Consider the following 22801-nt stretch of genomic DNA (forward strand, 5'->3'; position numbering starts at 1 on the left):
CGTCGCCCCGACGGCCGCACCGCGCTGAGCGGGGCGACGAGGAGTTTTCACCCCAGCCGTTTGATTTTTCAGCCTAAAAAGGGTACTTTTTCACCCTCTCCCCGCGTGAATGGTCGTACATTATGCCTATTATTCAGTCTGTTGAACGTGCTTTGACGATCCTCGATCTGTTTAACGACCAGGCGAAGGAGCTCAAAATCACCGACATCAGCAAGCAAATGGGCCTGAGCAAAAGCACGCTCCATTCGCTGCTCAAAACTCTGCAGCTGCACGGCTATATCGATCAGAACCCGGAAAACGGCAAATACCGCCTCGGCATGAAGCTGGTGGAGCGCGGCCACTTTGTGGTGGGCTCAATGGATATCCGCCAGAAGGCGAAAAGCTGGCTGACGGAGCTATCCCGAAATACCGGGCAAACCACTCATCTCGGTATTCTCGACGGCCATGAAGGCGTCTATATCGAGAAGATCGAAGGCCGGCTTGCCGCCATCGCCTACTCGCGTATTGGCCGCCGCCTGCCGGTGCACGCCACCGCCATCGGCAAGGTGCTGATTGCCTGGCTGGGCGACGCGGAGCTGAATACCCTGCTCGAAGGCTATCAGTACACGCCCTTCACGCCCGCGACTATCACCTCCCGCGAGGCGCTGCTGGAGATATTGGCGCAAACCCGCGCCCAGGGCTACGCCCTGGATAGCGAAGAGAACGAACAGGGCGTACGCTGCGTGGCGGTACCGGTGTGGAATCATGAATCGCGGGTGATTGCCGCGCTAAGCCTCTCCACGCTCACCTCACGGGTGGACGATGACGAGCTTGTCCGCTACCGGCTGCAGCTGGAAGAGGCCGGGCGCCAGCTGTCAAAAGCGCTGGGCTACCCGGCCTGATGGCCTGGTCCGCTACCGGCAGGGCAGGTAGCGGAAGTAGTCAAAATCAGCGTAGCAGCCGTCGCCGCTGATATCCTCGCAGTGCAGGCCGACGAACGCCCCGGTAAAGAACCCGCGGCCGCCGATATAGTCGTCCGACAGTTTCCACGCCGCGTAGTCGATCGGCACCCGGTGCCAGTTCTCGCCGTCAAACGAATAGCTATAGCGGTACACCAGATGGTCAACGTCCACCCGCAGCCACACGCTCTGCGCCTCATCCGGCACCGGGATCGGCTGGTCGTGCAGCGGCCAGGACGGGACGTTGTGGTCGAGCTGCAGCACCTTCAGCGTCCTGCCCCGCCCCTCCTCGAAATCGACAAAACAGTAGCTCCAGTTTTTGGTGTTGTAATAGCAGGTTAACCCCGCGCTCTGCTGGAAGTTCTCCGGCGCAAACTCCATCCGCGTTTCGGCGCGGAAGGCAAAGTGCTGCCAGCGCCGCGCCACGGTGGACTGGGTAAAGGTGGAGTTAAGCGAATCGTTGCCGTACAGGCGCAGATAGCCCGGCCGGGCGCTGAGGGAGCCGAGCGTCTGGTCAAAGGGAATACGCAGGGTTTGCAGCTCCGGGTCGAGAGTCGCGCCGTCGAACTCATCGCACCACGCCGACTCTGCCGGCGCCTGGCTTTCCGTCATCTGCGGCCCCGGCACCGTCAGCGCCGCGTGTTTACCGCCTTCGATGACCGGCCAGCCGTCGCGCCAGGCGACGGGCGTAATGCCGGTTTCACGCCCCAGCGAGCAGTAGCCGCGCCCGCCGGATGCCAGCAGCGGTACGCCGGGCAGGCGCTGCGGGCGGCCGGTGAGATACGCCATATACCATTCGCCGGTATGCGTCTCCAGCAGCGAACCGTGGCCGCTTTTCTGCAGCGGATTCTCCGGCAGATGCCAGCTGCTCATCAGCGTCACCTCAGGAGACAGCTCATAGGGCCCGTCGATATTTTTCGCCCGCAGCACCACCACCGCGTGCTCGTAGCTGGTGCCGCCCTCCGCCACCAGCAGGTAGTACCAGCCCTCTTTGCGGTACAGGTGCGCCCCTTCGGTATAGCGCAGCCCGGTGCCGGTAAACAGGGTTTTACGCTGCGGCGACAGGGTCCGGGTCTGCGGGAAATACTCCTGCAGGACGATGGTACAGTGCGGATCGCTGTGGTGGCGCGGCCCCCACGGGCGGTAGATGTAGTATTTTCGGCCGTCGCTATCGTGAAACAGCGACGGGTCAAACCCGCCGTTGCCCATCGCAATCGGCTCGCTCCACGGGCCTTCGACGGAGGGGGCGGTCACCAGATAGTTGCGGCCGTTTTTCCACGGCGAGTCGACGATTTTCACATCGGTATACAGCAGCCAGAACAGGCCGTCGGCGTAGCTCAGACACGGCGCCCAGATGCCGCCAGAGTCAGGATTGCCTTTCATATCCAGCATCGACACGCGATCCAGCGGCGTGCTGACCAGCGACCAGTTTTTCAAATCCCGCGAGTGGTAAATACGCACGCCCGGAAACCACTCAAAGGTGGAGGTCGCGATGTAGTAATCCTCGCCCTGCCGGCACAGCGACGGGTCGGGGTTGAAACCGGTCAAAATCGGGTTAGTAATCGTGTACATATTGCCTCCCTCTTAATTGGATGCTGCGGCCGCTGCGGCGGGAACGTCTTCATTCTGCGCCGCGCGATGCTTACGTAACTGCTGGCTGATGGCCTCAACGCGCTCATCGCTCAGCTTGTAGAGTGAAAGCATGATGAACATGCCGACGTAGAGCATCACCGGCACCACGCAGAACAGGATTTTAATGGTGGTGAGCACCTCAAGCGGCTGCACGCTGCTGCTGGCGGAGTAGTTCACAAAGGCGAGAACCCAGCCCACCACCGCGCCGCCGATCGCCAGGCCGATCTTCAGGCTGAACAGATAGGTGGAGAACACCAGCCCGTCGAGGCGGCGGCCGCTGCGGCTCTCTTCATAATCCACCACGTCGGAGGCCATCAGCCACTGCAGCGGCGTGGTGGTGTTAAAGATGAACAGGAAAACGATGTTGAGCGCGAAAATCAGCCCAATCTGTTCGGCAGGGATAAAGAACAGCAGCAGGCTTAACAGCGAATAGATAACGATAATTCCTTTGAAGGCCTTCACCCGATCGAAGCGCCCCAGCAGGCGCGACGAGGCCAGCGAGCCGAACATGGTGGCAATGCTGCCGTACAGCAGAAACTGCATCGCCATCTCCGGGTGATCCATCACGTATTTGACGAAGTAGAGCGTCGCCCCGCCGCGCACCACGTTGGAACAGGTCGCCATCATTTTGAAGGCGCACATGATCCGCCACTGGCTATTGCCGAACAGCAGCCGAAGATCTTTCATCACCGAGGCGCCCGGCTGCACTTCGAAGGTGTAGCGCTCTTTGGTAGTAAAGAAGCAGACGTACAGCAGCGCCACGCCGGTCAGCCCCAGCACGCACATCGCGCCAAAGTAGCCCACCTGCTCGTTGCCCTTGCCGATGATCCCCACCAGCGGCAGCGCGATACCGCTGATCGCCAGCGATCCGGCGGCGGCGAGGAAAAAGCGCCACGACTGCAGCGTGTGGCGCTCTTTCGGATCGGCGGTGATCACCCCCGGCATCGCGCAGTAGGGCACGTTGACGAAGGTGTACACCAGCGTCAGCAGGATATAGGTGATGCTGGCATAGATGATTTTACCCTGCGCGGAGAAGTCCGGCGTGTAGAAGGTCAGCATGCAGACAAGGCCAAACGGGATCGCTCCCCACAGCAGGAACGGGCGGAACTGACCGTGGCGGGTGCGGGTGCGATCCACCAGCAGCCCCATCAGCGGATCGGTAACGGCATCCAGCACGCGTGAAACTAAAAACAGCGTTCCCATTACGCCGGCGGAGAGCCCAAAGACGTCGGTATAGAAATAGGCCAACAGGAACATCGTCGCCTGCCAGACAAAGCCGCAGGCGGTGTCACCCAGCCCGTAGCCAATTTTATCTTTCATGGTCAATTGCATATTTATCCCCAACCCCAGAGAGTGGAATGATGCAAACGTCAGGGGCCTGAAGAGGGCAAAAAAATACCCGCTGCGTCGTCAGGAAAACACCCGTGATGCGTGTGCCTAATTCACGTTTTCGTGTTAACAGAGTGTAATTAGGCGATCGTTTTTACAACAATGACCATTTTTAATTTATGAATTATGTTTTTTTGTTTTTGTGATTACGGTCGGTATAAAGATGAAACTGAAAAAAATATTTTTAGCTTTTATTTTTAATAGCTTATTGAATAATAAAATTCTCAAAAAATAGTCTTTTTAAGGAAACGAAAATTCGCCCGCGGAATATTTTCCGCAGGCTAAAATTAACGCTTATTTATTTATAAACCGAGGGCTTTTTTACCGGCGTTAATAACCTCAATAATTTTATCGGTATCATAAATACAGCCTTTCCAGGTGCCGCCGCTCACCGACTGCAGCGCGGCCCAGAGGCGCGTATCGTCCGGTAAAAAATCATGGGCGTGCAAATCCGGATGCGGCGCTCTCGCCGCCAGCTCCGCGGCGCCCTCCTCCACCGTCAGGCGCGCCTCCGCCGTGCCGATAAAGTTCACGCTGCCGGTCAGGGCAAGACGGTCGACCACGATCTCGATAATGTCGTTATCGCGCAGCCTGCCGATGGGCCCGCCCGCCAGCGCCTCGGGCGCCACGTGGCCAAAACAGGCGCCGGTAGAGACACCGGAGAAGCGGGCATCGGTGATCAGCGAAACCGTTTTTCCCCACGAAACGTGCTTCAGCGCCGAGGTGAGCTGGTAGGTCTCCTCCATGCCGGTACCGGACGGCCCGCCGCCGATCACCACCATAATATCGCCCCGCTCAATCTCGCCGTTTTTAATGGCCCCGATCGCCCGCGCCTCCGAGACAAATACCCGCGCCCGGCCGGTGTGGCGGTACACGCCGTCGTCGTCCACCACCGACGGGTCAATGGCGGTGGCTTTGATCACCGACCCTTCCGGCGCGATGTTGCCCACCGGGAAGGCCACCGTCGAGGTGAGCCCTTTCGCTTTAGCGCGCTTCGGCGGCAGGATCACGTCATCCGGATCGACGCCGTCCTGCTCCAGCAGGCACTGGCGGAACTTCTGCCGACGCTCCGAGGCCTGCCACCAGTCGAGGTTTTCCCCGACCGTCTGGCCCGTGACCGTCATGGCATCCAGGTGCAGCAGGCCGAGATCGCGCAGATGCAGCATCACCTCCGGCACGCCGCCGGCGAGGAACGCGCGCACCGTCGGATGATAGTCCGGGCCGTTGGGCAGCACGCTGACCAGCCGCGGGACCTTACGGTTGATGCGCGTCCAGTGCTCGACGTCGGGAATGGTGCAGCCCGCCGCGTGGGCAACGGCCGGGATATGCAGCAGCAGATTGGTTGAGCCGCCAAACGCGGCGTGGAGCACCATCGCATTTTCGATGGCCTTATCGGTCAGGATCTCGCGGGTGGTAATGCCGCGATTATCCAGCTCGCTCACCGCCCGCGCCGACTGGCGGGAGATCTCCAGCCATACGTCCTGCCCGGACGGGGCCAGCGCCGAGTGCGGCAACGCCATTCCCAGCGCCTCCGCCACCACCTGCGAGGTGCCGGCGGTGCCTAAAAACTGGCAGCCGCCGCCCGGCGACGCGCAGGCCCGGCAGCCTAATTCCGCCGCTTCCTGCAGCGACAGCTCGTGGTTGGCGTAGCGTGCGCCGATGGTCTGCACCTTTCCGGCATCTTCGCCAAAGGTTGGCGGCAGCGTCGCTCCGCCGGGCACGAGGATCGTCGGCAGATTATGCATCGCCGCCAGCGCGATCATGGTCGCGGGCAGCCCCTTGTCGCAGGTGGCGACGCCGATCACCGCGCGTCGGGTAGGCAGAGAGCGGATCAGGCGGCGAAACACGATCGCCGCGTCGTTGCGATACGGCAGGGAGTCGAACATCCCGTGGGTGCCCTGGGAGCGTCCGTCGCACGGATCGCTGACGAAGGCGGCGAAGGGAATGCCGCCGCTGCGGGTGATCTCTTTTGCCGCCGCCTGCATCTGCAGGCCAATCTCCCAGTGCCCGGTATGGTAGCCCAGCGCGATCGGTCGGCCGTCGCCCGCGCGAATCCCGCCCTGGGTGCCGACGATCAGTACCTCTTTTCCCGTCAGCTTATTGGCGTCCCAGCCCATACCGGCGTTTTGCGTCATGCCGAACAGGTTGCCGCTCGGCGACTCCATCAGCATTTGCGGCGTCAGCGGCAGCGCGCCCTGAGGGCCTGCGGCATGGGTGGTGACCGCATAGAATGCATCGTCCTGCGGGGTGAAAATCTTGTCGATGGTCATCGTTTTTTTCCGTTTCAGCAGAGCTTGAGCCGTTGCAGCAGCGCTTTGAGCTGCGCCTTACCCGCGTCATCCAGCGGCGAGGCCGGCGGCAGCACGTGCGTGGACAGCGGCCGGCCGCACAGGACCGTCGCCTCTTTAATCACGTTCACGAACGGCGTATCGAGCTGGTAGATCTGCGGAATTTGCAGCAGCGTCTGATGATAGTGCGCCGCCTGCGCCAGGTCGCCGTCGCGGAAGGCCTGCAGCAGCTTCACCGACAGCTGCGGCGCAAAGTTAACGCTGGCCGAGATCGCCCCGTCGCCGCCCAGCAGCAGCGTATTGAACAGGTGATCGTCGTAGCCGCAGAGCACCGAGAAGTTCGGGTGCGCCGATTTTACGATCAGGATCATGCTGCGCAGGTGGGCAACGGAATCGATGGTGTCCTTGATGCCGACGATATTGCTGCGTGAATCCGCCAGCGTTTTGACCAGCGCTGGCGTCAGGTCCTGGCCGCTGAGCGCCGGGAAGTTATACAGGATCACCGGCAGCGTGACGCAGTCCGCCACCTGCTGGTAGTAACGAATCAGGTTCTGTTCCGACACTTTCCAGTAGTAAGGGTTAATCACCACAATGCCGTCAGCTCCCGCCGCCTGGGCATGCTGGCTGAGCTCAATGGTCTCACGCGCATTGGTGCCGCCGGTGCCAATCAGAACCGGCACCCGCCGATCGACGTGGCCGATAGCGAATGCCGCGATCGCCTTACGCTCTTCGGCGTTGAGCTGCGAGAACTCCCCGCCGCTGCCGAGAAAGAACAGGCCGTCAACGCCCGCGGCGATCGTATCGTCGATAAGCGCCGCGAAGCCCTGCTTATCAAGCTGGCCGTCGGCGGTAAAGATGGTAGAAACAGGCGGAATAATCCCTGAGAACTGCACGGTCTGCTGCATGAGATCCCCTTGCTGATGCATTTGTTCTACATTATAGAACAGTGTTCGTTTATTTAACGATCATACTATGCTGCGAGGAAAGGCAAGGTAAATGGGGTTGCGGGCGCAGGTGCCCGTTTTTCAGGCTGGATCACAAAATGCTGCAACGGCGCTGATTCATAGCCCCGGTAAGCGCAGCGGAAGCGGGGAGAATACCAGGACGGTGCCAGCCCGGATTCCCGCCGGGCGCAGCGCCAGCAGGGGAAATCCCCGGAAGCGTTGCACAGCGCCAGTCCAGGCAGCAGGGAGCCGGGCCCACATCCCCGCAAGGCGGCGCGGCGCCTGCGGGGATTTTCCGAGGTAACGCTGACTTAGGCCTTATCCGCCTGGGATTCGGCCCACACCTTACGAGCGGCCTTGCGCTCTTCGCTGGTATCAAGCCGGTCCTGCAGATAGTGCTCAATCTGCTCGAGGCTGCGGTTGCGGGTTTCCGGCACGCATTTTATGACGAACAGCGCGCCAAATACGCCGATTCCGGCAAAGATAAAGAACGTCCCGGAGAGGCCAATCCACGACAGGAGGATCGGGAAGAAGAGCGAAATCAGGAAGTTGGCTATCCACATTGAGAACACCGCCCCGCCCATAAAGATCCCGCGCAGGCGGGTGGGGAAAATCTCCGACAGCAGCAGCCAGGTCACCGGCGACAGCGCGCCCTGCTGGAAGCTCAGGAACAGCAGCATTCCCGCCAGCACCATATAGGCACGCAGCGCGTCCGGCTGGCCGTTGACGGTTTCCGGCAGCAAATAGCTCACCGCGCCGATAAACACCAGGCAGGCGGTACAGCCAAACTGGCCGATCATGGTCATCGTCCGGCGGCCAATTTTACCCAGCATCCAGATGCCGACAAAGGTCATCAATACCGACACCACCCCGTTGGCGATGGTGGCAAACAGCGCGGCGTTATCGCTCATCCCCACCGACGTCAGCACCGTTGGCGCGTAGTACATAATGGTGTTTACGCCGGTAAGCTGCTGAATAACGGCAATACCGATGCCAATCATAAACAGTTTGAACAGCCACGGAGTCATAATTTCGCGGAACCGCGGCTTGCCGAGACTGCGCTGCTCGTCGAGGGTTTCGCTGATCTCCATCAGCTCCCATTCGACGTCCTCTTTGCGGCGGGTGCGCTCCAGAACCCGGCGCGCTTCCGCCAGGCGCCCTTTCATCGCGTACCAGCGCGGTGAATCGGGCATAAACATCATGCCAAACCACAGCAGCACGGCGGGCAGCGTGGCGACCGCCAGCATCCAGCGCCAGGTACTCTCCCCGCCCCACACGGCGTGGAACCCGGCGTTCGAGATATAGGCCAGCAGCTGGCCCGAGACAATCATCAGCTCCTGCAGCGTGACCAGCTGCCCGCGCTTATTCGCCGGCGCCATTTCGGCGATATAGACCGGAACGGTTGCCGCCGCGCCGCCTACCGCCACGCCGAGCACCAGGCGAAAGAAAATCATCCAGTTAACGTCGGGCGCCAGCGCGGTACCGATGGCGCCGACGGCGAAGATAACCGCCAGCCAGAGGATGATTTTCTTTCTACCCGCCGCGCTGGCCATATAGCCGGAAAGCAGCGCGCCGAACGCGGCGCCAAACAGCAATGAGCTGGTCACCAGGCCGGTGGTGAACGGGGTGAGATGCAGCTCATTGCCCATAAACAGCAATGCGCCGGAAATAACGCCGGTATCGTAACCGAACAGCAAACCGCCGAGCGTTGCTATCAGCGCGACGATTTTCACAAACGGCGTGGTCGGGGCATCGCTATTCGGCCCCGAGGCCCTGTTGAGGGTGAGATATTGTTCCTTTGACATAAAAGACTCCAGTAACCTGCCTTGTAGGGGGAGATCCGCTCTGGTCTGAATGCAGAGGCGATGGCCTCACTGACGTGTGTGTATCTGATTAGCGCGTAGCGCCTGGAAAAAGCAGGCCACGCTGCCGCATGGCCTGAAAGGGAAACAACGATTAGATTCCTGCCGTTTCGCGAATATATTTCCGCGCTTTCAGCGCATATTCAAAGGGGTTGGCCAGCGCCGGATCCTGCTCGGCTTCCACCACCATCCAGCCCTTGTAGCCAAAATCATCCAGCAGCTTAAATACCGGACGGAAATCGATCGCGCCGTCGCCAGGGACGGTAAAGGTTCCCTTTTTCACGCCGTCGAGGAATGAAAGCCCGTCGCGACGCACCTGCTCAATCACCGCCGGGCGCACGTCCTTCAGGTGCACATGGTTGATCCGCGGCAGATATTTTTTGAGGATCGCCAGCATCGGCTCTTCGCCGCCTTCGGAGTACCAGGCATGGCCGGTGTCGTACAGCAGGAAGACGCCGTCATCCACCAGCGACATAAATTTATCGATCTCTTCCGTCGTTTGAACGCCGGTGCCCATGTGGTGGTGCAGGCAAACCTGCATCCCTTTTTCAGCGGCCAGACGGCCCAGGGTGTTGTAGCCCTCGGCAACCCGCTGCCACTGCTCTTCGCTAAAGCACGGCTTAGCGTCGGCCAGAATCGGCTTGTCCAGCCCCTGAATGCTGCCGCTCTGCTCGGAGCAGCCGATCACCTTCGCCCCCATCGCATGGAGGAAATTCATATGGTTAACGAATTCATCAATGGTTTTTTCGCGCTGCCCGTCGGCAAAAAAGGTGCTAAACCAGGCGTTACAGATCTGGATGCCGCGGATCGCCAGCATCGGCTGCAGCACCGCCGGATCGCGGGGGTATTTACTGCCGACTTCGCTGCCGCTAAAGCCCGCCAGCGCCATTTCGCTGACGATCTGCTGGAAGGTATTTTCGCCGCCCAGCTCCGGCATATCGTCGTTAGTCCAGCCGATCGGAGCGATGGCCAGTTTGATATTATCTTTGTTCATTAGGTTGCTCCTGCCGCCGCGTCTTAACGACGCAGCAATTCACGTTCGATGAGTTCACGGGTTTCCACTGCCTGGTACTTCATCTTTTCCGGGTAGCCGAACAGGGAGGCGGCCACAATCGGCTCGCCGCCGACTTTGAACGTCCGTTCGGCAAATTTCATCTCGCGCAGCGTGCGGAACAGCGCGTTGAAATCAACGTCCCCTTCGCCGACGCCCACGTGCTGGTGCACGGCGGCATCAACGCCCGGCGGGTTGACGATGTAACGGCAGTGCCTGGTATGGTTGCGGGTATCGGCAATCAGTACGTGGGAGAGATCGCCGCCGGCGTAGCGCAGCATCTTCTCCACGTCGCCTTTCCCTTTGTCATAGAAGAAGGTGTGCGGCACGCTGTACACGTACTTCACGTTTTCGCTGCGGAACGACTTCACGATATCGACGGTTTCATTGTTCTCTTCGCAGAAGTCCCACGGATGCGCCTGGATCTCGACGCGAATGCCTTCGCGTTCAAAGATCGGCAGCAGCTCTTCCATCGAGCGATAGAACATCTCTTCGCAGATTTCCGGCTGGTTGGGATCGCCGGAGAACTCGGTGTTGATCACCTGGACGCCCATCTCCACCGCGACTTCGATCAGCCGCTTCCAGTTTTTTACCGCCGCCTGACGACGCGCTTCATCCGGCCCCGACCAGCGATAGACGCAGATGAATGAAGAGAGCTCAACGCCGGTGTCGCGCAGCGCCTGCTTGTACTCGGCAATCACTTCGCGACCGGCGCGCGGGTGCTTATAAAACGGGTTAATCTGCGGGTGCGGCGACTGCTCAATATAGCGGTAGCCCCACTCCGCCACCTGATGCACCATCGCGCTAATCCCGAGGTCTTTAATCACATCCACATCAAAGGCAATTTTCATCGTCGAGTCCTGTTTGCAGAGGTTCCGGAGACGAAGTCCCGCTTAGCGCTGGTAGAACGCCGGGCATTCCGGCAGCGCGACCGCTACCGGCTCAGCGCTTTCCTGCGCCTGCAGGCAGGCGTCGGCCGCGACGGACGCCGCATAGCCATCCCACGCCGACGGGCCCTGCAGCCTGCCGGCCTGCACGTCGTTGATAAAGGCCTGCAGCTCGACGTCGTAGGCTTTGATAAAGCGATCTTTCCAGTCGGTCAGGATCGGGGTCGACAGATTGGCCGCTTTGCGCATCTGCACCGCCGACGGCTCCGGCAGGCGCGCAATCCCGGTTTCACCCACGACTTCACACTGGATGTCGTAGCCGTACTGGCAGTTGACGAAAACCTCGACGTCGATCAGGGTGCCTTTTTTGGTTTCAAACGAGACGATCTGCGGGTCTTTCAGCCGGGCGTGGGTGTGGGAAGTCGCGCGCGGGAAGCGAACCTGCACCGAACGATAGTCGTCGTTAAGCAGCCAGCGCAGCACGTCCAGCTCGTGGATCAGGGTGTTGGTGATCGCCATATCGGTGGTGTAGTTCTCGCCGACGCTCTGGTTACGGTGCGCGCACTTCAGCATCAGCGGCGCGCCGATGTCGCCGTCATCAATCACTTTTTTCAGCGCCAGATAGCCTTCATCGTACGGGCGCATAAAGCCGACCTGCACCAGCCGACGGCCGGCTTTTATTTCGGCATCGACAATGCGGCGGCAGCCTTCCGCGCTCATCGCCAGCGGCTTTTCGCAGAATACCGGCTTGCCGGCGGCGATCGCCGCGAGGGTATATTCTTCGTGGGTCGGGTCCCAAGACGTCACCAGGATAGCGTCAACGTCGCTGGCGTTAATCACGTCGTGACCGTCGGCGTAGACTTCGGCGTGAACGCCAGGCAGCGCAACCGCCGCCCGCGCGTTGTCGGCATTGATGTCCGAAACGGCCACCACCGTGGCCCCCTGTAATACCTGCGTGCAGCGACGAATATGCTCTTTACCAATGGCGCCAGCGCCGATAACGCCTAATCTGAGTGACATAATTGTGTTCTCCCGCGGTTCTGTAGGGTTCAGGGTGGGTGTTCTGTTTTAGTAATCCCGCGCCTCGGCGCGTTTTTCATTTATCTGTTCTGCGACTTTGCGGATCCGTTCGGAGAGCGCCGTCTGGGCCACGCCGACGTTCCACCAGCTGCCGTACTTATGCACCATGGTTTTTGGCAGCACTTTAATATCAATCAGCGTACTGACCGTTTCGCGACGCGCGGCGTCCAGCGCCTGGCGCAGTTCATCAAGGGTGGTGACGCGCCAGGTTTTGCAGCCGTAGCCCGCGGCGATGGTCGCGAAATCGACCGGCACCAGGCCGCCCTGCAGCCGCCCGCTCTCCGCCGAGCGGTAGCGGAACTCGGTGCCGAAGCTGTCCATACCGTGCTCGATCTGCAGGTTGTTAATACAGCCGTTGGCCATGTTGTCGAGCAGCACGATGTTGATCTTGGCGCGCTCCTGTAAAGAGGTGACCAGCTCGGAGTGCAGCATCATGAATGAGCCATCGCCCACCAGCGAATAGACCTCGCTCTGCGGCTGCGCCAGCTTCACCCCCAGCGCGGCATTCACCTCGTAGCCCATGCAGGAGTAGCCGTACTCAACGTGGTAGGTGTTGATCGCCCGGTTGCGCCAGACGCGCTGCAGATCGCCGGGCAGGCTGCCCGCCGCCGCCACGATCACCGCGTCGGAGGCCAGCGTTTCATTCAGCACGCCCAGCACGCTGCACTGCGTTAAGGTTGAATCCGTGATCTGGCGGAATTCGCGGTACACCGCATCGCGATCCAGACGATCGTCAATTTCCGGGACGAAAGACTCCTCCTGCCATACCGCCTGATAGACGCGCTGGGTCTCTTTCAGCTGACGGCTCTGAACGCTGTCGATCTGCGCTCCCCATGCCGCCTGCCAGGACTCGCCTGCCAGCGCGCCGTCCAGCGCGGTAAGCGCTTCGCGGGCATCGGCCAGCAGCGGGATCCCGTCGAGCTTCCAGGCGTCAAAGTTGCTAACGTTGACGTTGAGGAAGCGCACGCCGGGGTGCTGGAAAAGCCATTTTGAGGCGGTGGTGAAATCGCTGAAGCGGGTACCGACGCCAATCACTAAATCAGCTTCTTTCGCCAGCAGGTTGGCCGCGAGGCAGCCGGTTTCGCCCACCCCGCCAACGTTCAGCGGATGGGAAGAGACCACCGAGCCTTTCCCGGCCTGCGTTTCCGCAAAGGGGATGCCGTAGCGTTCGGCAAAGCGGGAGAGCGCCTCGCCAGCGCCGGCGTATTTCACCCCGCCGCCGCAGATAATCAGCGGCTTGCGGCTGGCCTTAATCGCCGCCAGCGCATCCGCCAGCTGCGCGGCGCTGGCCGGGCGACGGTCGAGCCGATGCACGCGTCGGGCAAAGAAAGCGGGCGGATAATCCCAGGCTTCGCCCTGAACATCCTGCGGCAGACAGAGGGTGACGGCGCCGGTCTCTGCCGGGTCGGTCAGGACGCGCATCGCGTTAATGCAGGCGCTCATCAGCTGCTCCGGACGCGTAATACGGTCCCAGTATTTGCTCACCGCGCGAAACGCGTCGTTGGTGCTGATGCTCAGGTCATAGCTCTGTTCAACCTGCTGCAGAACGGGGTCAGGCTGGCGGGTAGCAAACACGTCGCCGGGCAGCAGCAGGAGAGGAATACGGTTGGCGGTCGCGGTAGCCGCGGCGGTAATCATGTTGGCGGCGCCGGGCCCTACGGAAGAGGTGCAGGCGATGATCTGCCGGCGCAGAGACTGCCTGGCAAAGCCGGTCGCCGCGTGCGCCATCCCCTGCTCATTACGCCCCTGGAATACCCGCATTTCGCCACTGTCCTGCTCCAGCGCCTGACCCAGCCCCAGCACGTTGCCGTGGCCGAAGATGGCAAAAATACCTTTAACGAATTTATGCTCTTCGCCATCGACTTCCAGATACTGGTTATCAAGGAACTTCACCAGCGCCTGCGCCATTGTCAGTCTCAGTTTGCCCATGTTGCACAATCCTTATTGTTCAGTATTTGTGTGTGGGTTAGCGCTTTAGCCCCTGCGGCAATACCGGAAAAGGTAGAGGGAAATCGTTAACGGCCACTGGAATACTGTTGGATTATAGGCAAACATTTTTTTCATTAAAAATAAATACAGAAAAAATATTTCATTTTGCGAGAAGGATCAAACTCTCAGCGCATTTCATCCGTTTCATCGACATCGGCGCGCAATCCGCCTCCCATCTTACGCCATGCAAAATGCAAATATCCTTTTAAAAATCAGGTATAAAGATGTTTATCATTCGCCATTTTTCACGCGGGAGCAGCCAGCGCTGGCGATCCTTTGTATAATGGGGCCCGGCGCCGCAGAGTGGTAGATCCCTCACACTTTTGGTTTTTTAATTTCGATCCAATTTGCAAATGAAATATTTATTTCTCAAACTAAGGGGAATCGTTCACCCTCAGGCTGTTTGTGGAGACCTCGTCGATATCGACCCTTCCGTACAGCAGACATGCAAAAGGAAACCCTAGCTATGAATGCAGCAGTAAAGCGGCTCGACGTCATCTGTATTGGCCGGGTGGCTGTCGACCTCTATGCCCAGCAGATTGGCGCAAGGCTGGAAGACGTCGCCAGTTTCTCTAAATATCTGGGCGGCTCCTCCGGCAACGTGGCCTTTGGCACCGCCATTCAGGGCTTAAAATCGGCGATGCTTGCCCGCGTGGGTGATGAGCACAACGGCCGCTTTTTACGTGAAACGTTAAGCCGTGCCGGGGTCGATACCGAATATCTGATCACCGACCAGCAGCGTCTCACCGCGCTGGTGATGCTGGGGATTAAAGATCAGGAAACCTTTCCGCTGATTTTTTACCGCGACAACTGCGCCGACATGGCGCTGACGCCGGAAGATATTAAGGAAGAGTACATTGCCTCCTCCCGGGCGTTGGCGATCACCGGTACGCACCTTTCACATGCCAATACCCGCGCAGCGGTGCTGAAAGCGCTGGAGTACGCCCGTCGCCACGGCCTGCGGACGGCGTTGGATATCGACTATCGCCCGGTGCTGTGGGGATTAACCTCGCCCGGCGATGGTGAAACGCGTTTCATTGCTTCCGGTTCAGTCACCCGTCAGCTGCAGGAAGTGCTACATCTGTTCGATTTAGTGGTCGGTACAGAAGAAGAGTTTCATATTGCCGGCGGCAGCACCGATACGCTGACGGCGCTGAAAAACGTCCGCCACGCCACCAAAGCCACCCTGGTGTGCAAGCGCGGTCCGATGGGCTGCGTGGTGCTGGAAGGCGAGATCCCCGACGGCTGGGACAGCGTGCCGCTGCAGCAGGGCGTGCGGGTGGAGGTGCTCAACGTGCTGGGCGCCGGCGATGCCTTTATGTCCGGCCTGCTGCGCGGCTGGCTGAACGACGAGGGCTGGGAGCAGGCCTGCCGCTACGCTAACGCCTGCGGGGCGCTGGTTGTCTCACGCCACGGCTGCGCGCCGGCGATGCCGACCAAGGTTGAGCTGGATGACTATCTGCTGCGCGCGGAATCGGTCCCGCGTCCGGATCTCGACGCGCGGCTGAACCATCTGCATCGGGTGACCAGCCGCCGCCAGCAGTGGCCCGAGCTGTGCATTTTCGCCTTTGACCACCGCAAGCAGCTGGCGGAGCTGGTGCAGGAAACCGGCCGCGATGCGGCCTGCATCCCTCAGCTCAAGCTGCTGCTGCTGGCCGCCGCCGAAGCGGCGGCGCAGGAGGCGGGGCTCGATCGGCGCAGCGGTATCCTCGCCGATGGCACCTACGGCCAGCGCGCGCTGAACGCCATTACCGGCAAAGGCTGGTGGATCGGGCGGCCAATCGAGTTGCCGGGTTCGCGCCCGCTGCGTCTTGAGCACGGCAATATCGGCTCTCAGCTGATCGACTGGCCGCTGGAACAGGTGGTTAAGTGCCTGGTCTTCTATCATCCGGCCGACCCGGCGGCGCTGCGCGCCGAGCAGGATGCGCTGCTGCTGGAGGTCTGGCAGGCCTGCAATAAGTCCGGGCACGAGCTGCTGCTGGAAGTGATCCTGCCGGAGAGCGGGCCGGATAAGGACGAGCGCCACTATTACGCCATGCTGGAACATTTTTACCAGCTCGGTATCCAGCCCGACTGGTGGAAGCTGCCGCCGCTCTCCAGCGCGAACTGGGAGAAGATCGCCGCGCTGATCGCACGCGAAGATAGCCTGTGCCGCGGGATCCTGATCCTTGGCCTCGACGCATCCCCCGATCGCCTGCGCGCCGGATTCGCCGAAGCCGCGAATCACCCTATCATCAAAGGCTTTGCCGTCGGCCGCACCATCTTTGGTCAGCCTTCGCGCCGCTGGATGCAGGGTGAGCTTAGCGATGAGGCGCTGATCGATGAGGTGAAACGCAACTACCTGGCGCTTATCGGCTACTGGCGCGAAGCCCGCCGCTAATCCTCTTCAGCCCGCACCTTCCCCCTCCGGAGCGGGCTTTTTCGATTTCTTCGTGAAATGAATCGCGTATTTCATCGCAAAAAATGAAAAATTCGCTTCATTTGGTACACTGGAAGTTATATTTCTTTCATTTCATCAGAGCGCAACTTATGGCCAATAATCCAACCCAACTTACCATCCTGCAGGATGAGATCAGGCGTCGCTACGATACGTTAAGCAAACGCTTAAAACAGGTGGCGCGCTATATTCTGGATAACAGCAATAGCGTGGCTTTCGATACCGTCGCGTCTATCGCCCAGCAGGCCGACGTTCCGCCATCAACCCTGATTCGTTTCGCTAATGCTTTTGGCTTCAGCGGCTTTAACGAAATGAAGCAGATGTTCAGACAGCATCTGATGGAAGAGACCGCCAACTATACCGAGCGCGCGCGCCTGTTCCGCCAGACCACCAACGATGAGAGCTCGCCGCCGGAAACGCCGACCGAAATTCTCAATATGTTTACCATGGTCAATACCCAGGCGCTGCAGCAGCTTGCCATGCAGACCTCGGGCGACGATCTTGAGCGCGCGGTGGCCCTGCTGGCGGAAGCGGAGAATATCTACGTTATCGGCCTGCGCCGCTCGTTTAGCGTCGCCTCCTATCTGACCTACGCCCTGCGCCATCTCGATCGTAAGGCCTTCCTGATTGACGGGCTCGGCGGCATGTTTACCGAGCAGCTGAGCCTGGTCGGCCCAAAAGATGTGGTGGTGGCGGTCAGCTTCTCGCCTTACGCCCGCGAAGTGGTTGAGCTGGTTGAGCTGGGCGCTCAGCGCAAGGCGCGGCAAATCGCCATCACCGACAGCCAGGTCAGCCCGCTCGCGGCATTTAGCGACGTCTGCTTCGTAGTGCGCGAGGCCCAGGTTGACGGGTTCCGCTCGCAGGTTGCTTCGCTGTGTCTCGCCCAAACGCTGGCGGTTTCGCTGGCCCTCAACAGCAGCAAAGAGCCGCAGGCCCAGCAGGCCTGATGCCCCGCCTCCCCGGAGGCGGCGCCCGCGCCCGTCCGGGCAACAACGACCGATCCTTCTTCCCTCTCCCGGATTGCGGCGTCAGCGCCTTCTCCGGGCTACCGCCGCACGCCTCGTCGCCCCGCTCAGGCAGCGCGACCGGGAAGGCTTCGGCAAGAAAAAAGGCCGGTTAGAGAATCTAACCGGCCCTGCATAGCGTTCATAGCGTATCAGTCGTGGCGAGGATAGTCGGGGCTATTGATCCACGCGTGATCCTCTTCCCAGCTAAACAGCCACCGGCGATCCGGACCGGCCATCACGTTCAGATAATAGCTGTCATAGCCGGCGATCGCCGCCACCGGATGATAGCCGCGCGGCACCATCACCACGTCGTGGTTGTAAGGCGCCATGCAGGCATCCAGGCTGCGATCATCGGTATAGACGCGCTGGAAAGCAAACCCCTGCGGCGGGTCGAAGCGGTGATAGTAGGTCTCTTCCAGCTGGGTCTCCCGACCCGGCAGCGCGGTATCGTGCTTATGCGACGGCCACGAGCTGGTGGCCCCCTCATCGGTGTAGACCTCGACCACCAGCAGGCAGTCAGCCTGCGCGCTATCCGGCAGAATATTGTGCACCCGGCGCTGGTTGCGCCCTTTCCCGCGATGCTCAACGCCAACCTCCTGCGGGCGAATCACCCGAGCCGGGAAGCTCCCCTTACCCGGCGCGCTGCATACCGCCAGCTCCAGATCGGAATCGGCGGTGACCTCGACTTTATCCTGCGGCGGTACGTAGACCGACCACGGCGGCGTGCGCTCAAACGGCGACATCCGCTGACCGAGGTCCGGGAAATCGGCCTTCGTCGTTTTGACCGATGCCAGCCCGGCAACCAGCACCAGGCACAGCTCGCGCTCGCCGCTTTCCAGCGTCACGCTTTGTCCTTTCTTCAGCATCCAGACGTCAAAGCCGATATAGCGCCAGCCGGCGCTTTGCGGCGTAATATGCTGGATCTGCCCCTTTTTTTGCGATTTAGCCAGTAACGACATGGCGCTCTCCTTCGCCGATTAGCCTAAAGTCGGCATGCTGAATTCAGATACGGTTTGCTGCCCTTCCGGCCAGCGGACGGTGGCGGTTTTCATGCGCGTGTAGAAACGAACGCCGTCCGGCCCGTGTACGTTCAGGGCGCCAAAGACGGAACGCTTCCAGCCGCCAAAGCTGTGGAACGCCATCGGTACCGGCACCGGCACGTTGACCCCGACCATCCCGGCCTGCACGTCGTGCACGAATTCACGCGCGGTGTGACCGCTGCTGGTAAAGACGGCGCTACCGTTGCCAAACTCGTGGCTGTTCACCAGCTCCAGCGCGCTGTGATAGTCGGCGACGCGCACAATTCCCAGCACCGGCCCGAAAATCTCTTCCCGCCAGATGGTCATCTCCGGCGTCACGTTATCAAACAGCGTCCCGCCGACGTAGTAGCCTTCATCATAACCCGCCACCCGCGGCTTACGGCCGTCGACGACCAGCTTCGCGCCTTCGCTGACGCCCTTATCAATATAGCCCAGCACTTTTTTCTGATGGCTGTCGGAAACCACCGGGCCCATTTCGTTCTCTTCTTTACCGCGCATGCAGCCAGGGCCGACCTTCAGCGCCTGCACCAGCGGCTGCAGGCGCGCAATCAGCTTATCCGCCGTGGCATCGCCAACGGCGACCACCACCGGCAGCGCCATGCAGCGTTCGCCCGCCGACCCAAACGCGCCGCCCATAATCGCGTTCACCGTGGCATCCAGGTCCGCATCCGGCATCACGATCGCATGGTTTTTCGCCGCGCCGAACGCCTGCACGCGCTTACCGTGAGCGCTGGCGGTTTTGTAGATATGCTCCGCCACGCCGGAAGAGCCCACGAAGCTGACCGCCGCAATCCGCGGATCGGTGTAGAGCTGCCCGGCGTCTTCGTTGCTGCAGTGAATCACGTTAAAGACGCCATCCGGCAGGCCCGCTTCTTTTAGCAGTTCAGCAAGGCGCACCGCAGCGGTAGGCGCCAGCGCGGGAGGCTTGAGGATAAAGCTGTTGCCGCAGGCCAGCGCGAGCGGGAACATCCACATCGGCACCATTGCCGGGAAGTTAAACGGCGTAATCCCCGCCACCACGCCCAGCGGCTGCATCAGGGAATAGCTATCCACGCCGGTACCGACGTCGGAGGAATACTCGCCTTTAATCAGGTGCGGGATCCCGCAGGCAAACTCGACCACTTCCAGGCCGCGGGTCAGCTCGCCCAGCGCATCCGACCACACCTTACCGTGCTCGCTAACGATGATCCCCGCCAGCTCATCGGCATGTTGTTCCAGCAGCATTTTAAAGTTGAACAGCACCCGGGCGCGGCGCAGCGGCGTGGTACGCGACCAGCTTTCAAACGCGTCGCGCGCGACCTGAATGGCGTCAGAGACCTCCTGGGCGGTGGAGAGCGTGACTTCGCGCACCACTTTTCCCGTCGCCGGGTCAAACACCGGCATCGTTTCATTGCTGCTGCTGGTAACGGTCTGCCCGCCAATAAAGTTTCCTGTGATCGTCATGTTCTCGCCTCATGGTGTGGAAGGCCAACGCTGCGGCCCATCTCCGATTTTGCTGTGCTATAACCGTAGTAAAATGAAATGTATATTTCAACATAGATATAAAATGAAATTCTAATTTGGTGATGATGGTCGCAATTTTCAGCAATAACGCTTCTGTTCCGGCAACAAAGCGCGATCGCCCGGCAACAGACGCTGCGGCCTTTTGACCGGACGCGCATCGGCTCTTTAGCGCACGCTATTTTGCGAGGCAGCTCAAATAATCACCATTTCACTCATTGCCAATTTTGAAATAAACGTTTTGACTAGTAGGTAATCGAACGAACCTACTTCATCCTGTTCCCGGAGAGTAAAATGGCTATTGCCCAGCACCGCTTCTGTATTAATCGCAAGATCGCCCCTTCGCTGAATATCGAGTCCTTCTTTCGCCTGGTGCATAGCCTCGGGCTGAACAAAGTCGAGCTGCGCAATGATTTACCCGGCGGAAAGGTGACGGACGACCTCAGCGCCCGCCAGGTGCGCGAACTGGCAGAGCGCTACCACATTGAGATTCTGACCATCAATGCGGTTTATCCCTTCAACTGCCGTACGCCGGAGGTGCGCAGCCTGACCGAATCCCTGCTGAAGGAGGCGCAGGCCGTTGGCGCGAAATCGCTGGTACTCTGCCCGCTCAACGACGGCAGCGCGGTGTCCACCGACGAGACGCTGAGCGCGCTTCGCGAGCTGGCGCCGCTGTTCTCTTTTTACGGCATCCAGGGGCTGGTTGAGCCGCTGGGCTTTCCGCAAAGCTCGCTGCGTTCGGCGGCGCAGGCGCAAACGCTTATTCACGATGCCCGCGTGCCGTTTAAGCTGCTGATCGATACGTTCCACCACCATCTCTACCCGCAGGCGGATGAGGAGTTTAGCCAGCTGGAGATCGACGCCATCGGCCTGGTCCACCTCTCCGGCGTCGAGGATAGCCGCCCGCGCGACCAGCTGACCGACGATGAGCGCATCATGCTGACGCCTGGCGACAGGCTGGAAACCTGCGAGCAGGTCAAAAATCTGGAAGCGCGCGGCTATCGGGGGGTTTACGCCTTCGAGCCGTTTGCGCCGGAGCTGGCGAACTGGCGCGAAGACGACATCCGTCGTGAGGTGGAGCAGAGCATCGCGCTGCTTCAGCAGCGCTGCGCCTGAAGAAAACCGACGCCCGCGCCGGGGTAAAGTGTCGATTCCTCTCACCTCTTTGCGACGAGTCTGCCTATAATCGACGCAGGATAAATGGAGGAATCGACCATGAGCTCACCCCTGCTGATTGCGCGTACGCTGGAAAAACAGCTGCATCTACTTCCCGGAATGGCCAACCGTCACGGCCTGATCACCGGGGCCACCGGTACCGGTAAAACCGTCACCCTGCAAAAGCTGGCGGAGTCATTTTCCGAAATCGGCGTACCGGTATTTATGGCCGACGTGAAAGGCGACCTCACCGGTATTGCCGAGGAGGGCCAGAGCAGCGAAAAGCTGCAGGCGCGGCTGGACAAAATCGGCGTCACCGACTGGCAGCCGCACGCTAACCCGGTGGTGGTGTGGGATATTTTCGGCGAGAAGGGCCACCCGCTTCGCGCCACGGTCTCCGACCTCGGGCCGCTGCTGCTGGCGCGCCTGCTGAACCTCAACGAGGTCCAGTCCGGGGTGCTGAATATCATTTTCCGCATCGCCGACGACCGCGGCCTGCTGCTGCTCGACTTTAAAGATCTGCGCGCCATTACCCAGTACATCGGCGATAACGCGAAAAGCTTCCAGAACCAGTACGGCAACATCAGCAGCGCCTCGGTGGGGGCGATCCAGCGCGGCCTGCTGACGCTTGAGCAGCAGGGCGCGGAGCACTTCTTCGGCGAGCCGATGCTGGATATCGCGGACTGGATGCGCGTTGATGCCAACGGCAAAGGGGTGATTAATATCCTCAGCGCCGAAAAGCTGTATCAGATGCCGAAGCTGTACGCGGCCAGCCTGCTGTGGATGCTCTCGGAACTCTACGAGCGCCTGCCGGAAGCCGGCGATCTGGACAAACCGAAGCTGGTCTTTTTCTTCGACGAAGCGCACCTGCTGTTTAACGATGCGCCGCAGGTTTTACTCGATAAAATCGAACAGGTTATCCGCCTGATCCGCTCCAAGGCGGTGGGGGTTTACTTCGTTTCGCAAAACCCGGCGGATATCCCCGACGCGGTGCTCGGCCAGCTGGGTAACCGGGTGCAGCACGCCCTGCGCGCCTTCACGCCGAAGGATCAGAAGGCGGTAAAAACGGCGGCGCAAACCATGCGCGCCAATCCGGCGTTCAGTACCGAACAGGCCATTCAGGAGCTGGGCACCGGCGAGGCGCTGGTTTCGTTCCTCGACGAGAAGGGCAGCCCTTCGGTGGTAGAGCGCGCGATGGTTATCGCCCCCTGCTCGCGGATGGGGCCGGTCACGGACGATGAGCGTAACGGGCTGATTAACCACTCCGCGCTGTACGGAAAATATGAGGAGGAGGTCGATCACGAGTCGGCGTTTGAAATGCTGCAAAAAGGGGTGCAGGCCACCACCGAGCAGCAGGACGCGCCGCCGGCCAAAGGCCAGCAGAGCAGCGACGACGACGGACTGCTCGGCGGCCTGAAGGATATCCTGTTTGGTACCACCGGCCCACGCGGCGGCAAGCGCGACGGTATTGTGCAAACGGCGGCCAAAAGCGCGGTGCGTCAGGTGACGAATCAGATAGTGAGAGGGATGCTGGGAAGCTTACTCGGCGGGCGAAAACGTTAGGTTAATGTCCCCCTCTCCGCGCCGGAGAGGGGGAGGCGC

The 22801-nt window shown here is 60.4% G+C and carries 16 protein-coding genes; 5 read left to right on the forward strand and 11 right to left on the reverse strand.

The window, feature by feature from the left end; all coding sequences use genetic code 11:
- The first annotated feature begins 122 nt into the window (after window positions 1-122).
- Entirely contained in the window at window positions 123-881 is a 759-nt protein-coding gene (locus GO007_RS23675; RefSeq protein WP_095104237.1) for an IclR family transcriptional regulator, read from the forward strand.
- Between the two features lie 12 nt (window positions 882-893).
- On the opposite strand, the gene GO007_RS23680 is transcribed toward GO007_RS23675, so the two are convergent.
- The 9 genes from GO007_RS23680 to iolD all read right to left on the reverse strand — a co-directional run bounded on the left by GO007_RS23680 (window position 894) and on the right by iolD (window position 14000).
- Entirely contained in the window at window positions 894-2510 is a 1617-nt protein-coding gene (locus GO007_RS23680; RefSeq protein ID WP_095104239.1) for a glycoside hydrolase family 43 protein, read from the reverse strand.
- A 12-nt stretch (window positions 2511-2522) separates the two neighbouring features.
- Window positions 2523-3902: a glycoside-pentoside-hexuronide (GPH):cation symporter gene (locus GO007_RS23685; RefSeq protein WP_095104241.1), complete on the reverse strand. Its 1380-nt coding sequence runs from the start codon at window positions 3900-3902 to the stop codon at window positions 2523-2525.
- Between the two features lie 359 nt (window positions 3903-4261).
- Window positions 4262-6229 (reverse strand): YjhG/YagF family D-xylonate dehydratase, encoded by a 1968-nt coding sequence (locus GO007_RS23690; protein ID WP_095104243.1) that lies wholly within the window; start codon window positions 6227-6229, stop codon window positions 4262-4264.
- A gap of 14 nt (window positions 6230-6243) precedes the next feature.
- On the reverse strand, window positions 6244-7152 hold the full coding sequence (locus GO007_RS23695) for a dihydrodipicolinate synthase family protein (RefSeq protein ID WP_095104245.1): 909 nt from the start codon (window positions 7150-7152) through the stop codon (window positions 6244-6246).
- A 350-nt stretch (window positions 7153-7502) separates the two neighbouring features.
- Window positions 7503-8996 (reverse strand): sugar porter family MFS transporter, encoded by a 1494-nt coding sequence (locus tag GO007_RS23700; protein ID WP_095104247.1) that lies wholly within the window; start codon window positions 8994-8996, stop codon window positions 7503-7505.
- 151 nt (window positions 8997-9147) lie between these two features.
- The gene (iolE, locus tag GO007_RS23705; protein ID WP_095104249.1) at window positions 9148-10047 is read right to left on the reverse strand and encodes a myo-inosose-2 dehydratase; all 900 of its coding nucleotides are present in this window, start codon (window positions 10045-10047) and stop codon (window positions 9148-9150) included.
- Between the two features lie 23 nt (window positions 10048-10070).
- Window positions 10071-10955, reverse strand: coding sequence for a sugar phosphate isomerase/epimerase family protein (locus GO007_RS23710; protein ID WP_095104251.1), 885 nt, complete (start codon window positions 10953-10955; stop codon window positions 10071-10073).
- A 42-nt stretch (window positions 10956-10997) separates the two neighbouring features.
- Window positions 10998-12011, reverse strand: coding sequence for a bifunctional inositol 2-dehydrogenase/D-chiro-inositol 1-dehydrogenase (gene iolG, locus GO007_RS23715; RefSeq protein ID WP_095104253.1), 1014 nt, complete (start codon window positions 12009-12011; stop codon window positions 10998-11000).
- 48 nt (window positions 12012-12059) lie between these two features.
- On the reverse strand, window positions 12060-14000 hold the full coding sequence (gene iolD, locus GO007_RS23720; protein ID WP_095104255.1) for a 3D-(3,5/4)-trihydroxycyclohexane-1,2-dione acylhydrolase (decyclizing): 1941 nt from the start codon (window positions 13998-14000) through the stop codon (window positions 12060-12062).
- 526 nt (window positions 14001-14526) lie between these two features.
- On the opposite strand from iolD, the gene GO007_RS23725 reads away from it, so the two are divergent.
- Both GO007_RS23725 and GO007_RS23730 read left to right on the forward strand, forming a co-directional pair.
- Complete coding sequence (locus tag GO007_RS23725) at window positions 14527-16440, forward strand: bifunctional 5-dehydro-2-deoxygluconokinase/5-dehydro-2-deoxyphosphogluconate aldolase (RefSeq protein ID WP_095104257.1); 1914 nt, start codon at window positions 14527-14529, stop codon at window positions 16438-16440.
- Window positions 16441-16589: 149 nt separating this feature from the next.
- Window positions 16590-17444, forward strand: a complete 855-nt coding sequence (locus GO007_RS23730; RefSeq protein WP_095104259.1) for a MurR/RpiR family transcriptional regulator — start codon at window positions 16590-16592, stop codon at window positions 17442-17444.
- A 209-nt stretch (window positions 17445-17653) separates the two neighbouring features.
- Here GO007_RS23730 and iolB read toward each other — a convergent pair whose 3' ends face one another.
- Both iolB and GO007_RS23740 read right to left on the reverse strand, forming a co-directional pair.
- A complete protein-coding gene (gene iolB / locus GO007_RS23735) occupies window positions 17654-18463 on the reverse strand; it encodes a 5-deoxy-glucuronate isomerase (protein WP_095104261.1) in 810 nt (269 codons plus the stop codon).
- An 18-nt stretch (window positions 18464-18481) separates the two neighbouring features.
- Window positions 18482-19987: a CoA-acylating methylmalonate-semialdehyde dehydrogenase gene (locus GO007_RS23740; protein WP_095104263.1), complete on the reverse strand. Its 1506-nt coding sequence runs from the start codon at window positions 19985-19987 to the stop codon at window positions 18482-18484.
- A gap of 351 nt (window positions 19988-20338) precedes the next feature.
- Here GO007_RS23740 and GO007_RS23745 point away from each other — a divergent pair, with 351 nt between their 5' ends.
- Window positions 20339-21160 (forward strand): TIM barrel protein, encoded by an 822-nt coding sequence (locus GO007_RS23745; RefSeq protein WP_095104265.1) that lies wholly within the window; start codon window positions 20339-20341, stop codon window positions 21158-21160.
- A 99-nt stretch (window positions 21161-21259) separates the two neighbouring features.
- Window positions 21260-22762, forward strand: coding sequence for a helicase HerA-like C-terminal domain-containing protein (locus tag GO007_RS23750; RefSeq protein WP_095104267.1), 1503 nt, complete (start codon window positions 21260-21262; stop codon window positions 22760-22762).
- The last annotated feature ends 39 nt before the right edge of the window (window positions 22763-22801 follow it).

This window comes from Klebsiella sp. 10-1, from assembly GCF_009758445.1.
GTDB lineage: Bacteria > Pseudomonadota > Gammaproteobacteria > Enterobacterales > Enterobacteriaceae > Klebsiella > Klebsiella scottii.

What these genes read in the sequence shown, in the direction of transcription:
- GO007_RS23740 (WP_095104263.1), bottom strand. Translation starts at nt 19,987, where the DNA reads ATGACGATCACAGGAAACTTTATTGGCGGGCAGACCGTTACCAGCAGC.
- GO007_RS23725 (WP_095104257.1), top strand. Translation starts at nt 14,527, where the DNA reads ATGAATGCAGCAGTAAAGCGGCTCGACGTCATCTGTATTGGCCGGGTG.
- GO007_RS23685 (WP_095104241.1), bottom strand. Translation starts at nt 3,902, where the DNA reads ATGCAATTGACCATGAAAGATAAAATTGGCTACGGGCTGGGTGACACC.
- GO007_RS23750 (WP_095104267.1), top strand. Translation starts at nt 21,260, where the DNA reads ATGAGCTCACCCCTGCTGATTGCGCGTACGCTGGAAAAACAGCTGCAT.
- GO007_RS23700 (WP_095104247.1), bottom strand. Translation starts at nt 8,996, where the DNA reads ATGTCAAAGGAACAATATCTCACCCTCAACAGGGCCTCGGGGCCGAAT.
- iolB (WP_095104261.1), bottom strand. Translation starts at nt 18,463, where the DNA reads ATGTCGTTACTGGCTAAATCGCAAAAAAAGGGGCAGATCCAGCATATT.
- GO007_RS23695 (WP_095104245.1), bottom strand. Translation starts at nt 7,152, where the DNA reads ATGCAGCAGACCGTGCAGTTCTCAGGGATTATTCCGCCTGTTTCTACC.
- iolG (WP_095104253.1), bottom strand. Translation starts at nt 12,011, where the DNA reads ATGTCACTCAGATTAGGCGTTATCGGCGCTGGCGCCATTGGTAAAGAG.
- GO007_RS23680 (WP_095104239.1), bottom strand. Translation starts at nt 2,510, where the DNA reads ATGTACACGATTACTAACCCGATTTTGACCGGTTTCAACCCCGACCCG.
- GO007_RS23745 (WP_095104265.1), top strand. Translation starts at nt 20,339, where the DNA reads ATGGCTATTGCCCAGCACCGCTTCTGTATTAATCGCAAGATCGCCCCT.
- iolE (WP_095104249.1), bottom strand. Translation starts at nt 10,047, where the DNA reads ATGAACAAAGATAATATCAAACTGGCCATCGCTCCGATCGGCTGGACT.
- GO007_RS23675 (WP_095104237.1), top strand. Translation starts at nt 123, where the DNA reads ATGCCTATTATTCAGTCTGTTGAACGTGCTTTGACGATCCTCGATCTG.
- GO007_RS23690 (WP_095104243.1), bottom strand. Translation starts at nt 6,229, where the DNA reads ATGACCATCGACAAGATTTTCACCCCGCAGGACGATGCATTCTATGCG.
- GO007_RS23710 (WP_095104251.1), bottom strand. Translation starts at nt 10,955, where the DNA reads ATGAAAATTGCCTTTGATGTGGATGTGATTAAAGACCTCGGGATTAGC.
- GO007_RS23730 (WP_095104259.1), top strand. Translation starts at nt 16,590, where the DNA reads ATGGCCAATAATCCAACCCAACTTACCATCCTGCAGGATGAGATCAGG.
- iolD (WP_095104255.1), bottom strand. Translation starts at nt 14,000, where the DNA reads ATGGGCAAACTGAGACTGACAATGGCGCAGGCGCTGGTGAAGTTCCTT.